Origin of the sequence: Enterobacter sp. KBR-315C3_2022, from assembly GCF_041399425.1 — a bacterium.
Taxonomy (GTDB): Bacteria; Pseudomonadota; Gammaproteobacteria; order Enterobacterales; family Enterobacteriaceae; genus Enterobacter.
In genome coordinates this window covers 17,317-29,565 of sequence record NZ_JBGKEB010000008.1, presented here as the reverse complement: position 1 = coordinate 29,565, position 12,249 = coordinate 17,317, and the positions used below count along the sequence as shown (strand labels likewise).

The 12,249-nt window shown below is 60.3% G+C and carries 12 protein-coding genes; 7 read left to right on the top strand and 5 right to left on the bottom strand.

Annotation, left to right across the window (positions count from 1 at the left end):
* Positions 1-2: 2 nt before the first annotated feature.
* The 3 genes from galE to modE form a co-directional block, all read right to left on the bottom strand.
* A complete protein-coding gene (galE, locus tag AB8804_RS10360) occupies positions 3-1,019 on the bottom strand; it encodes a UDP-glucose 4-epimerase GalE (RefSeq protein ID WP_371185675.1) in 1,017 nt (338 codons plus the stop codon).
* A gap of 201 nt (positions 1,020-1,220) precedes the next feature.
* Positions 1,221-2,693 (bottom strand): molybdate ABC transporter ATP-binding protein ModF, encoded by a 1,473-nt coding sequence (gene modF / locus AB8804_RS10355; RefSeq protein WP_371185672.1) that lies wholly within the window; start codon positions 2,691-2,693, stop codon positions 1,221-1,223.
* Between the two features lie 67 nt (positions 2,694-2,760).
* A complete protein-coding gene (gene modE, locus AB8804_RS10350; protein ID WP_371185670.1) occupies positions 2,761-3,549 on the bottom strand; it encodes a molybdenum-dependent transcriptional regulator in 789 nt (262 codons plus the stop codon).
* 127 nt (positions 3,550-3,676) lie between these two features.
* On the opposite strand from modE, the gene AB8804_RS10345 reads away from it, so the two are divergent.
* The 4 genes from AB8804_RS10345 (at position 3,677) to modC (ending at position 6,526) form a co-directional block, all read left to right on the top strand.
* Entirely contained in the window at positions 3,677-3,826 is a 150-nt protein-coding gene (locus AB8804_RS10345) for an AcrZ family multidrug efflux pump-associated protein (RefSeq protein WP_112011446.1), read from the top strand.
* Positions 3,827-4,002: 176 nt separating this feature from the next.
* Entirely contained in the window at positions 4,003-4,779 is a 777-nt protein-coding gene (gene modA, locus AB8804_RS10340; RefSeq protein ID WP_371185667.1) for a molybdate ABC transporter substrate-binding protein, read from the top strand.
* A complete protein-coding gene (gene modB, locus AB8804_RS10335) occupies positions 4,776-5,465 on the top strand; it encodes a molybdate ABC transporter permease subunit (RefSeq protein WP_371185665.1) in 690 nt (229 codons plus the stop codon). The genes modA and modB overlap by 4 nt, the downstream gene beginning before the upstream one ends.
* 2 nt (positions 5,466-5,467) lie before the next feature.
* Positions 5,468-6,526: a molybdenum ABC transporter ATP-binding protein ModC gene (gene modC / locus AB8804_RS10330; protein ID WP_371185662.1), complete on the top strand. Its 1,059-nt coding sequence runs from the start codon at positions 5,468-5,470 to the stop codon at positions 6,524-6,526.
* Here the strand turns inward: modC and AB8804_RS10325 are convergent, their stop codons facing one another.
* A complete protein-coding gene (locus tag AB8804_RS10325) occupies positions 6,527-7,345 on the bottom strand; it encodes a pyridoxal phosphatase (RefSeq protein ID WP_371185660.1) in 819 nt (272 codons plus the stop codon).
* A gap of 140 nt (positions 7,346-7,485) precedes the next feature.
* Here AB8804_RS10325 and pgl point away from each other — a divergent pair, with 140 nt between their 5' ends.
* The gene (pgl, locus tag AB8804_RS10320; protein WP_371185658.1) at positions 7,486-8,481 is read left to right on the top strand and encodes a 6-phosphogluconolactonase; all 996 of its coding nucleotides are present in this window, start codon (positions 7,486-7,488) and stop codon (positions 8,479-8,481) included.
* 87 nt (positions 8,482-8,568) lie between these two features.
* On the opposite strand, the gene AB8804_RS10315 is transcribed toward pgl, so the two are convergent.
* Positions 8,569-9,852 (bottom strand): putative acyl-CoA thioester hydrolase, encoded by a 1,284-nt coding sequence (locus tag AB8804_RS10315; protein ID WP_371185656.1) that lies wholly within the window; start codon positions 9,850-9,852, stop codon positions 8,569-8,571.
* A 224-nt stretch (positions 9,853-10,076) separates the two neighbouring features.
* On the opposite strand from AB8804_RS10315, the gene hutI reads away from it, so the two are divergent.
* Complete coding sequence (hutI, locus tag AB8804_RS10310) at positions 10,077-11,300, top strand: imidazolonepropionase (RefSeq protein WP_371185653.1); 1,224 nt, start codon at positions 10,077-10,079, stop codon at positions 11,298-11,300.
* On the top strand, positions 11,297-12,235 hold the full coding sequence (hutG, locus tag AB8804_RS10305) for a formimidoylglutamase (protein WP_371185651.1): 939 nt from the start codon (positions 11,297-11,299) through the stop codon (positions 12,233-12,235). Before hutI ends, hutG begins: the two co-directional genes overlap by 4 nt.
* Positions 12,236-12,249 lie beyond the last annotated feature (14 nt).

The window sequence follows — 12,249 nt, the reverse complement described above, 5'->3', positions numbered from 1 at the left end:
CCTTAGTCCGGATAGCCCTGAGGATGGCGAGACTGCCAGTGCCAGGTATCCTGCGCCATCTCGTCCAGCGTACGGGTGACGCGCCAGTTCAGCTCTTTATCCGCTTTGGTCGCATCGGCCCAGTACGCCGGAAGGTCGCCATCGCGGCGCGGCGCAAAGTGGTAGTTCACCGGCTTGCCGCAGGCTTTGCTGAAGGCGTTTACGACGTCCAGCACGCTGCTGCCAACACCGGCACCAAGATTGTAAATGTGTACGCCAGGCTTGTCCGCCAGCTGCTGCATCGCCGCGACGTGGCCGTCGGCCAAATCCATCACGTGGATGTAGTCGCGCACGCCGGTGCCGTCTTCGGTGGGATAATCGTTGCCGAAAATAGCCAGCGACTCGCGGCGGCCCACGGCCACCTGCGCGATGTACGGCATCAGGTTGTTCGGGATGCCCTGCGGATCTTCGCCCATATCGCCTGACGGATGTGCGCCAACCGGGTTGAAGTAGCGCAGCAGCGCGATGCTCCATTCAGGCTGGGCTTTTTGCAGATCGGTCAGGATTTGCTCTACCATCAGCTTGCTCTTGCCGTAGGGGCTTTGCGGCGTGCCGGTCGGGAAGCTTTCGACGTAAGGAATTTTGGGCTGATCGCCGTAGACGGTGGCGGAAGAGCTGAAGATAAAGTTTTTGACGTTTGCCGCGCGCATTGCGGAGATCAGGCGCAGCGTCCCGTTCACGTTGTTGTCATAATACTCAAGCGGCTTAGCTACCGACTCGCCGACCGCCTTCAGGCCCGCGAAGTGGATCACCGCCTCAATAGCGTGGTCGTGAAGGATTTCGGTCATCAACGCTTCGTTGCGAATGTCGCCTTCGACGAAGGTCGGTTGCTTACCGCCAAGACGTTCAATCACAGGCAGCACGCTGCGCTTACTGTTGCACAGGTTGTCGAGAATAATGACATCGTGACCGTTTTTCAGCAGCTGAACGCAGGTATGACTACCAATGTAACCGCTACCACCTGTTACCAGAACTCGCATTTTTCGCTCCATTGGGCTTATGGTATGTATTAACCATAGCATAACAGAGTCGTCAAAAGTGTGACATGGGATAAAATAGTGGAATCGTTTACATCGCTTCGCAAATCGCATTTCAGATTGCCAGGAAGCGTTGTGGATCAAGGGGATAGGGATGCAATGCTGCAGGTTGTCTGAAAAGCGGAGGGCGGCGCCCTCCACGGGTCAATCGATTTTGCTTAATAGATAGCGGTAGCGCTCGCCGTCGGGCACGAACTCCAGCCGATGGGTAATGCAGGAAGGCGCGTCTTCCGCATGGTGAGAAACAAACAGCAGCTGGGTTTCCCCTTCGCCGATCAGCACGTCAACAAAGCGGCGGATCAGCTGGCGGTTCAGCGGGTCCAGCCCCTGAAGCGGCTCGTCCAGAATCAGCAGCGTCGGATGTTTTACCAGCGCGCGAACGATCAGCGCCAGCCGCTGCTGGCCCCAGGAGAGGCTGTGGAACGGCGCGTCCGCGACACGGCCGTCCATACCCAGAATATCCAGCCACCGCTGCGCCAGCTTCTGCTGCTTATCCGAAACCGCCTGATAAATACCGATGGAGTCGAAATAGCCGGACAAAATGACGTTGCGCACCGTGGTGCTGACGCGGTAGTCCAGATGCAGGCTGCTGCTGACGTAGCCAATGTGTTTTTTGATATCCCAGATGGTTTCGCCGCTGCCGCGACGGCGGCCAAACAGCGTCAGGTCGTTGCTGTAGCCCTGCGGATGATCGCCGGTAATCAGGCTGAGCAGGGTGGATTTTCCCGCGCCGTTAGGGCCAACGATTTGCCAGTGCTCGCCGGGGTTCACCGTCCAGCTCAGCGTATTCAGAATGGGTCGATCGTCATAGGAGACCACGCCGTCGCGCAGCACGATGCGCGGCCGGCTGGGATCGAGCCCGTGGCGGGCAGACGGCGCGTCCGGCTCGGGGAGCGTTATGCCGTCCAGCCGTTCGCTGTGCGCCAGCTGGGCAATCAGCGCCTGCTGGAGCAGGGCGTTTTTTTCACCGACCTCGGTCAGGCTGCAGTCCGCCAGCACCCCCGCGTGCTGTACGAAGGCGGGGATCTCATCGAAGCGGTTGAGCACCAGCACGAGGGTAAGGCCCTGCTGGTTAAGCGTTTCTAACAGGGACGCCAGCTGGGCGCGGGACTGCACGTCCAGCCCGTCAAAAGGTTCATCCAGAATAAGAAGCTCCGGCTGGCCCATCAGCGCCTGGCAGAGCAGCGTTTTTCGCGTTTCGCCGGTAGAAAGGTACTTAAAGCGCCTGTCGAGCAGGGCGGTAATGCCAAACTGCTCCGCCAGCTGGCGGCAGCGAGCGGGATCGTTGATTTCATCCTGAATAATCTCGGCGGTGGTGCGGCCGGTGTCTTCTTCGCCAGGGCTGAGCAAATCGGTATTGTTGCGCTGCCACTCGTCGCTGACCAGCTTTTGCAGCTGTTCGAAGGAGAGGCGCGTAACGCGGGAAAAGCCGCACCGGCGCTCGCCTTTCAGCGGGGTAAGCTCTCCGGCCAGCGCGCGGGCCAGCGCCGATTTTCCGCTGCCGTTGGTGCCGACGAAGGCCCAGCTTTCGCCCGCGCGCAGCGTTAATTCTGCAAGGGTCAGCGTTCGGGTATCGCTAAGACGAAACGTGCCTTGCGAAATATGCAATGATGACATGATCTATCCCATTTTTTGCAGCAAAGAACATCAGGAATAATCACTGTCGGCGCGATTGTCAATGCGCTCAGCATAATGTGGCAAGAATGACCCGATCGGCATTGAAATATGCGGTCACCACCGCGCCTTCTGCCAGTTCGCTCGCCTCGCTTGCCGGCACCGTCGCGCAAAGCGTTTGCCCGTCCGGCAGCGTCATCAGCACTTCGCACTGCTCCGCGCCGCGCTCAATGTGGCTAATCGCCCCGCGCAGCTGGTTATCGGCCTCGCCCGCGCGCTCGGGCTGAAGGGTGATGTTGACCCAGGGCGCTTTCAGCAGCACCAGCACCTCTTTGCCCTCATCAAGGCCCAGGCGCTCGCCACTTTGCGCGGTGATGGCGGCCTTCAGGCGGGTGGTGCCGTCGGCCAGCAGGATGTCGATATGCTGCTGCACCTGGGAATTGTCGCGGGCGGTGACGGTGCCAAACCACTGGTTGCGCGCGCTGGTCTGCAGGGAGAAGCGGGAGATGGCGCCCAGCAGGCTGTCCAGCGGGATATTGTCGTCATCGCTGAGCACGTCAAAGGCCTTCTGCTGGATCTGCGCCAGCAGATCGTAGAGCTGAATCAGGCGCTGGCCGTAGCGTGTCAGCACCGCGCCGCCGCCGCCTTTGCCGCCGGTCGCACGGTCGACCAGCGTGTGTTCGCTCAGGGTGTTCATCTCGTTGATGGCATCCCACGCGCTTTTGTAGCTGATGCCGGCGTTTTTCGCCCCCTGGCTAATTGAGCCGGTTTGTTCTATCTGTTTAAGCAGGGCAATGCGTCGCGGATCGGCGAAAAGCTTCTGCTGAAGGCGTAACGTGAGGAGAATTTCGGCCTGCATAACGGTGTCCTGGCAAAAAGCCTATTGTGACCCAAATGACCGCAGGCGCAAAGCGCACCGCACAAAAGGGGATGTTTTTATTACGTTTCAGGGTAGAATACGCCCTTCACACTATCTGGAGAAAACCATGTTAGAGTTGTTGAAAAGTCTGGTATTCGCAGTGATCATGGTGCCAGTCGTGATGGCTATCATCCTCGGTGCCATCTACGGCCTGGGTGAAGTGTTCAACCTGTTTTCGAACATTGGTCACCGCGACCAGCCTAAAAAGCAGCAATAATTCCCTACAAAACGCCCGGCTCGTCCGGGCGTTTTGCTTCTTAAGTTTTTTCTCCCCTCGCCGATAGTATTCTTAGTTCCGCCCGTTACTCATTAATCGGTACGATTAAACGCTGGGATGTCCTTGAAATAACCGTTATATTTAGGCGTATATAACGTAACGCACAGGAGCATCAAATGGCACGTACATGGGTACGCCTCTTCGCCGGGGCAACGCTGACATTCACTTTAGCCGGGCACGCGCTGGCGGATGAAGGTAAAATCACGGTCTTTGCCGCCGCGTCGCTGACAAACGCCATGCAGGACATCGCCGCCGTTTACAAGAAAGAGAAGAACGTCGAGGTGGTCTCCTCGTTTGCCTCGTCTTCAACCCTGGCGCGCCAGATTGAAGCGGGGGCGCCGGCCGATCTGTTCATCTCTGCCGACCAGAAGTGGATGGATTACGCGGCGGACAAAAAATCGGTTGATACGGCAACGCGCGAAACGCTGCTGGGCAACAGCCTGGTGGTCGTTGCGCCGAAAAGCAGCGCGCAGGCTGATATCGCCATCAACAAGCAAACTAACTGGATCGGCCTGCTGAACGGCGGACGTCTGGCGGTTGGCGATCCGGAACACGTTCCGGCGGGTATCTACGCGAAAGAAGCGCTGCAAAAGCTCGGCGCGTGGGAAACCTTATCGCCTAAGCTGGCTCCGGCCGAGGACGTGCGCGGCGCGCTGGCGCTGGTTGAGCGTAACGAGGCTCCGCTGGGCATTGTGTACGGCTCCGACGCCGTTGCCAGCAAAGGGGTTAAAGTGGTCGGGACGTTCCCGGAAGATTCCCACAAAAAAGTGGAATACCCTGTGGCGATTGTTGATGGACATAAAAATGCGGCGGTGACGGCCTTCTATGATTATCTGAAAGGGCCAGAAGCGTCTGCAATCTTTAAACGTTACGGATTTACGACTCACGAATGATATTGACCGATCCCGAATGGCAGGCAGTACTGCTGAGCCTTAAAGTCTCTTCCCTGGCCGTCGCAGTGAGTTTGCCCTTTGGGATCTTTTTTGCCTGGCTGCTGGTTCGCTGTCGGTTTCCGGGCAAAGCCCTTCTGGACAGCGTGCTTCACCTCCCGCTGGTTTTACCGCCCGTTGTGGTCGGCTATCTGCTGCTCATCTCCATGGGGCGGCGCGGCTTCATCGGCGAAAAGCTCTATGACTGGTTCGGCCTGACGTTCGCCTTCAGCTGGCGCGGCGCGGTGCTGGCCGCGGCGGTAATGTCGTTCCCGCTGATGGTGCGCGCCATTCGCCTGGCGCTGGAAGGCGTGGACATCAAGCTCGAACAGGCGGCCCGCACGCTGGGCGCAGGGCGCTGGCGGGTGTTTTTCACCATCACGCTCCCGCTGACGCTGCCGGGCATCATCGTTGGCACGGTGCTCGCCTTTGCCCGCTCGCTCGGGGAATTTGGCGCGACCATTACCTTCGTTTCCAACATTCCCGGCGAAACGCGAACCATCCCGTCGGCAATGTATACCCTGATTCAAACGCCGGGCGGCGAGGGCGCGGCGGCGCGGCTGTGCATTATCTCCATCGTGCTGGCGCTGATCTCGCTGCTGGTCTCTGAATGGCTGGCGCGCCTGAGCCGTGAACGGATGGGGAAATAACGATGCTGGAACTTAATTTCACCCAGACGCTGGGCAACCATTGCCTGACAATTAACGAAACGCTGCCCGCCAGCGGGATCACGGCCATTTTTGGCGTGTCTGGCGCGGGAAAAACCTCGCTCATCAACGCCATTAGCGGCCTGACGCGCCCGCAGGCGGGGCGCATCGTTCTGAACAACCGCGTGCTAAGCGACGTGGAGAAGAAGGTTTATCTTTCGCCGGACAAGCGCCGCATTGGCTATGTGTTCCAGGACGCGCGCCTGTTTCCGCACTACAGCGTGCGCGGCAACCTGCGCTACGGCATGGCGAAAAGCATGGCCGGTCAGTTTGACAAGCTGGTGGCGCTGCTGGGGATCGACCCTCTGCTCGAGCGGCTGCCGTCCTCCCTTTCCGGCGGTGAAAAGCAGCGCGTGGCGATTGGCCGCGCGCTGTTGACCGCGCCGGAGCTGCTGCTGCTGGACGAGCCGCTGGCCTCGCTTGATATTCCCCGCAAGCGCGAGCTGCTGCCGTACCTCCAGCGTCTGGCCCGCGAGATCAATATTCCGATGCTCTACGTCAGCCATTCGCTGGATGAAATTCTGCACCTCGCGGACAACGTGCTGGTGCTCGAAGAGGGCAGCGTGAAGGCGTTCGGCAAACTGGAAGAGGTCTGGGGCAGCAGCGTGATGCACCCGTGGCTGCCGAAGGATCAGCAGAGCAGCATTCTGAAAGTTAGCGTGCTTGAGCACCATCCGCACTACGCGATGACCGCGCTGGCGCTCGGCGATCAGCATCTGTGGGTGAACAGGATTGACGAGCCGCTGCATTCGGCGCTGCGCATCCGCATTCAGGCGTCGGACGTCTCTCTGGTGCTTCAGCCGCCGGTACAAACCAGCATTCGCAACGTGCTGCGCGCCAGGGTGGCGGAATGCTTCGACAACAACGGGCAGGTAGACGTGCAGCTGGAGGTTGGGGTCAAGACGCTCTGGGCGCGCATCAGCCCGTGGGCCAGGGACGAGCTGAATATCAAACCCGGCCAGTGGCTTTACGCGCAGATTAAGAGCGTCTCGATAACCACCTGATTACAGCAGGCGGGTATAAATGAACTGCGCGATGCTGTCGGCGGTGTTATCGCCAATCACCACGTCAGCGCGCGCTTTCACCGCGTCGTCGGCATTGCCCATCGCCACGCCCGTTCCGGCGGCTTCGAGCATGCTGATGTCGTTGTAGTTGTCCCCAAAGGCGATAACGTCCTGCATCGACCCTCCCTGAGACTCAACGAACTGCGTCAGGCGCTTGCCCTTGCTGTTGCCTTTGCGGGCAATATCCACCTGATCGTGCCAGGACCATTCGCACTCCAGGCCCAGCGTCTGCTCGACGTGCTTCGCGAAAGTATTCAGCTTCGCGGTGTCTTCGTCCGTCAGGGCAAATTTCCAGATCGCATCCACGTCCCGGGCCGCCTGGCGCAGGGAGGAGACCTGGGTAAAGACCGGACGCTGCGCTTCCGGCAGGGAAAGCGCCCAGTTGCTGGTGCGGATCACGTGGCCGGTCGGGCGCTCGTACACCATCGCTTTGTCGACGTACATCAGGCCGTGAACGTCGTGCTCATCCAGCAAATCAATTAGTTGAAGCGCCTGCGTGACGGGGAGCGGATCGGAATCCAGAACCTTTTTTGCCTGATAATCATACAAATAGGTGCCGTTGCAGCAAATTGCAGGTGTATCTAACGCCAGTGCCTGATAAAAAGGATGAATGGCAACGTGATGTCGACCCGTGACGATCAGGAGCTGATATCCCGCTTCTTTTGCACGCTTTAGCGCTTCAAGAGAAGAGGGGAGAAGGGTTTTCTGAGGGGTAAGCAGTGTTCCGTCTAAATCCAGTGCAATCACACGCGAGGTCATTTGTTCATCCGGGTTAATGTTGAATTTTAGGTTTCAGGGGATGTTACACCCAGAGTAAATGGCTGCACAATTCCTGGCTAAAATTCAGCATTCACCGTTAAAAATAATCACTTTCACGCGCAGTAAGGAAAGGAGTATTCATGAAACAAACCGTTTACACCGCCAGCCCGGAAAGCCAGCAGATCCACGTCTGGCGCCTGAATGCCGAAGGTTCGCTCACGCTGGTTCAGGTTGTTGATGTTCCCGGGCAGGTTCAGCCGATGGTTATCAGCCCGGATAAACGTTTCCTGTACGTGGGGGTACGCCCGGAGTTTCGCGTGCTGGCCTACCGCATCTCCCCGGACGACGGCGCGCTGACCTACGCCGCGGAAGCGCCGCTGCCGGGAAGCCCAACCCATGTCTCCACCGACCGCCGGGGCAACTTTGTCTTTAGCGGCTCCTACAACGCCGGCTGCGTCAGCGTGACCCGCCTTGTCGACGGTATTCCGGTTGAGACGGTCGACGTGGTGGAAGGGCTGGAAGGCTGCCACTCTGCCAATATCTCCCCGGATAACCGCACGCTGTGGGTGCCCGCGCTCAAGCAGGACCGCATCTGCCTGTTTACCCTGAGCGACGACGGCCACCTGGTGGCGCAAACCCCGGCGGAAGTGACCACCGTTGAGGGCGCGGGACCGCGCCATATGGTCTTCCACCCCAACCAGCAGTACGCCTACGTGGTGAATGAACTGAACAGCTCGGTCGACGTGTGGGAGCTGAAAGATCCTAACGGCCAGATCGAGTGCGTGCAGACGCTGGACATGATGCCGTCTGACTTCTCCGACACCCGCTGGGCGGCGGATATCCACATCACGCCGAACGGCCGCCATCTGTACACCTGCGACCGCACCTCCAGCCTGATCACCGTGTTCAGCGTCTCCGAAGACGGCAGCGTGCTGGCGGTTGAAGGCTTCCAGCCGACGGAAACCCAGCCGCGCGGCTTCAACGTCGACCACAGCGGGAAATTCCTGATCGCGGCGGGGCAGAAATCCCACCACGTTGCGCTGTACGAAATAAAGGGCGCGCAGGGCCTGCTGGAAGAGAAGGGGCGCTACGCCGTCGGCCAGGGGCCAATGTGGGTGGTGGTTAACGCGCACTGAGTGGCCTAAAACAAAAAACCTCGCCATCGCGAGGTTTTTTTATGCCTGTAGGCCGGGTAAGGCGAAGCCGCCACCCGGCAAATCAGCTTACTGCTTCGGCTCTGCAACCACTTTGCTGCCTAAACCGCGGTTGTTGTATTCCCACATGCGGTTGAAGTTAGCGTCGTTGAGGTTGCGCTGGACGTTATCTTTGTCATCCACCGTGCCGGTGTTGCCGGAGAACGGACGCTTGGAGATGGCGGCATCGGCCCACGGTTTTGCCGTGTTGAAGCCTTCGTTAATGACGCTGTCGCGAATAACGACCTGGCCGTTGGTGGCAGAATCCACGTCCAGCGAGCGGCCCAGCTGTGCAACGTTGTCACCCGCCGCGTTGAAGCGGCTGTTCACGGCGAGGAAGCCGTAGAACAGGTTGGACTGCGTTGCCGGAGCGAACACGTAGCCCTCCTGCTGGGTGCGGGAGTTCACCACGCGGAAATCGGTGTTATCAAACACCACCGCGCCGCGGCCGGACACCAGGTCAACGTCGCCCTCAACGTAGCTGTTGGTCACCAGCGTGCGGGTCAGACGGTTGTTCTGCAGCGCGTTCTGCACGCCGCTGTTGGTCACGAAGAACGTATTCTGGCGGCCCAGAATGTTCACGTTGTTGATCTGCACCTTGTCGCCGTCGCTGCGCAGGGCCACGGCCTGATGGTTGCCCGCGTCAACGCTGTCGCCCAGGGTATTCTGGATGGTCAGGTTTTGCATCTGCAGGCCGTTATTCTGGGACCAGAACACCGCGGAGCACATCACGCCTACCGTTGCGTTACGCTTGCTCTGGCAGTTGTCGAACATATACCACGCCGGTTTGCCCGGCATGTATTTACCGGCCGGGTTCACCAGATGACGCCAGGTGTTGGTGTCGATCTCGGAATCAATCGCCAGGCCAATCTTCACGTCGATCGCCTTTTCGCCCACGCCGTAAAGGGTAATGCTGCCCGGCGCGGCCGGAACGTACACGGTGCCTTCGTATTCACCCGGCAGGATCGCGATGTACTGACGCGATGCGCTGTGCCTGGTGATGGCTGCATCTACCGCCGCCTGAATCGAGGTGTGCGTCACGCCCTGCGCGCCTGCCGGGCCAACCACGAAGTCAGGCTGCTTCGGCAGGTTAATAGAAGAAGGGGTCCACGGCGCGGCGTTAGGATCCATCGCCGTAAAGTAGTGCGCCTGCGTGAAGTTTTTCGCTTCACCCGCGGATAAGATCGGGCGTGAGGCGGTGCCCGGCGCAACCTGCTCGGAAGGCAGCTGGTCCGGAGGTGTTGAGCTGCATGCAGATAACGTCGCGCCAAAGGCGAACGCCAACGCCAGACGGGAAATCCTGGAAATAGTCAAGGTAAAGCTCCTGGGTATGCAAGTCTTAACGGTATTGCCGAAATAGCCTGCTTTTTTATACTAAGTTGAGCGAAACGGGAAGATAAAAAGGGTAAAAGTTGCATTTTTCGCCGACGTGCGGGCGGAAGTCATCACAAATAAATAACATTTTCTACAAAGGCGGTTGACACAGCGCCGTAGATGAAAATAAATGTCTATACAACTCATGACAAGTGGATGGCCCGATGCAGCAGCTTCAACCCGACGACGTAGTATGGCGCAACGCCCGGCTGGCAACGATGGATCCTGACCAGACGGCCCCCTACGGAATAATGGAAGAGTGCGCCCTCGTCGTGCGCGGCCAGCACATTTTGGCCGTCGTACCCGAAGCGGAACTCCCGCCCGCGCACCGCAACATCGTCGATCTTGAAGGACGGCTGGTGACTCCCGGGCTTATCGACTGCCATACCCACCTGGTCTTTGGCGGCGATCGCGCCTCGGAGTGGGAGCAGCGCCTGAACGGCGTCTCCTATAAGACGATCGGCGAGCGGGGCGGCGGAATCAATGCCACCGTGACCGCCACCCGCAGCAGCACGCCGGAAGCCCTGCTCGCGCTGGCGCAGCAGCGCCTTCAGCGCCTGATGAGCGAGGGCGTCACCACCATTGAAATCAAGTCGGGATACGGCCTGAACGCTGAGGCTGAAACGAAAATGCTGCAGGTGGCGCAGCGCCTCGCCCGGAATAATCCCGTTGAGGTTTGCCCGACGCTGCTGGCCGCCCACGCCGTGCCCGGCGAGTACCGTCACGATCCTGACGCCTATCTGACGCTGGTGTGCGAGGAGATACTGCCCGCGCTCTGGCAGGAGGGGTTATTCGAGGCCGTCGACGTGTTTTGCGAGAACGTGGGCTTCACCCCCGCGCAGACCGAGCGCCTGTTTCAGGCCGCTACCGCGCGGGGCATTCCGGTAAAAGGGCACGTCGAACAGCTTTCGAACCTCGGGGGCGCCGCGCTGGTGAGCCGCTATAGCGGGCTGTCGGCGGATCATATTGAGTATCTCGACGACGTTGGCGTGCGCGCGATGGCGCAGCACGGCACGGTGGCGGTGCTGCTGCCCGGCGCGTTCTATTTCCTGCAGGAGCGCCAGCGCCCGCCGGTGGAGGCGCTCAGAAAACGGGGCGTGCCGATGGCCGTCGCCACCGACTACAACCCCGGCACCAGCCCGTTTGCCAGCCTCCATCTGGCGATGAACATGGCCTGCGTCCAGTTTGGCCTCACGCCGGAAGAGGCCTGGGCAGGCGTGACCCGGCACGCCGCGCGGGCGCTGGGGCGCGGGGCAACCCACGGGCAGCTTAAGGCCGGCTTCGTCGCCGATTTCATCGTCTGGGACGCGCAGCACCCGGTGGAAATGGTGTACGAGCCGGGCCGTAACCCGCTGCATCAACGCGTATTTCGGGGGACAAAAGCATGACGCTATGGCGGCCGGTTGCGGCAGAGGTCTGGCAGGGGCGCGACGACAGCGCCGAGGCCAGCAGCGCAAAACGCATTTTCCAGACGATAGGCCAGGCTGAGGCCTTCGCGCCCGCCTCGTCAGGCATCGCCCTGATGGGGTTTGAGTGCGATGAAGGGGTATCGCGCAACCGCGGCAGGCCCGGCGCGGCCCAGGCGCCCGACGCGCTGCGCGGGGCGCTGGCGAATATGGCCAGCCATCAGGGGCACGAGCGCCTGACGGACATGGGGTCTGTTTACGTCATCAACCACGATCTTGAAGCCGCGCAGCAGGCGCTGAGCGACGCGGTGGTCGCGTGCCAGCGGTCCGGCATGCGAACCCTTATTTTGGGCGGCGGGCACGAAACCGCCTGGGCCCACGGGCGCGGCGTGCTGGACGCCTTTCCCGGCGAGCGCGTGGCCATTATCAACCTCGACGCGCATCTCGACCTGCGCAAGGCCGAACGCGCCACCTCCGGCACGCCGTTTCGCCAGCTGGCGCAGCACTGCGCCGCCGCGAAGCGTGAGTTTCAGTACGCCTGCTTCGGCGTCAGCCGCGCGGCGAACACCCAGGCGCTGTGGGACGAGGCGGAGCGGCTTAACGTCACGCTGGTGGAAGACCTGCACTTCAGGCGCGACGCGCTCGCCGCGCTGGAAAAGGTGCTGGCGCAGGCCGATCGCGTTTACCTCACCATTGACCTGGACGTGCTGCCCGCAGGCGAAATGCCCGCGGTATCTGCGCCCGCGGCGTTAGGCATACCGGCGCTGGATTTGCTGCCCGTGATTGAGCAAATTTGTCGAAGCGGTAAACTCTCGGCGGCGGATTTGGTAGAGTTTAATCCGCACTACGACAGGGATGGACAAGGGGCGCGTCTTGCCGCTCGTTTGGCCTGGCAAATTGCTCACTGGTGGGCATAAAAATTACGTTCAGG

Excerpts from the sequence above, each read along its gene's own strand:
- galE (WP_371185675.1), bottom strand. The coding sequence starts at position 1,019 with ATGCGAGTTCTGGTAACAGGTGGTAGCGGTTACATTGGTAGTCATACC.
- modF (WP_371185672.1), bottom strand. The coding sequence starts at position 2,693 with ATGTCATCATTGCATATTTCGCAAGGCACGTTTCGTCTTAGCGATACC.
- modE (WP_371185670.1), bottom strand. The coding sequence starts at position 3,549 with ATGCAGGCCGAAATTCTCCTCACGTTACGCCTTCAGCAGAAGCTTTTC.
- AB8804_RS10345 (WP_112011446.1), top strand. The coding sequence starts at position 3,677 with ATGTTAGAGTTGTTGAAAAGTCTGGTATTCGCAGTGATCATGGTGCCA.
- modA (WP_371185667.1), top strand. The coding sequence starts at position 4,003 with ATGGCACGTACATGGGTACGCCTCTTCGCCGGGGCAACGCTGACATTC.
- modB (WP_371185665.1), top strand. The coding sequence starts at position 4,776 with ATGATATTGACCGATCCCGAATGGCAGGCAGTACTGCTGAGCCTTAAA.
- modC (WP_371185662.1), top strand. The coding sequence starts at position 5,468 with ATGCTGGAACTTAATTTCACCCAGACGCTGGGCAACCATTGCCTGACA.
- AB8804_RS10325 (WP_371185660.1), bottom strand. The coding sequence starts at position 7,345 with ATGACCTCGCGTGTGATTGCACTGGATTTAGACGGAACACTGCTTACC.
- pgl (WP_371185658.1), top strand. The coding sequence starts at position 7,486 with ATGAAACAAACCGTTTACACCGCCAGCCCGGAAAGCCAGCAGATCCAC.
- hutI (WP_371185653.1), top strand. The coding sequence starts at position 10,077 with ATGCAGCAGCTTCAACCCGACGACGTAGTATGGCGCAACGCCCGGCTG.
- hutG (WP_371185651.1), top strand. The coding sequence starts at position 11,297 with ATGACGCTATGGCGGCCGGTTGCGGCAGAGGTCTGGCAGGGGCGCGAC.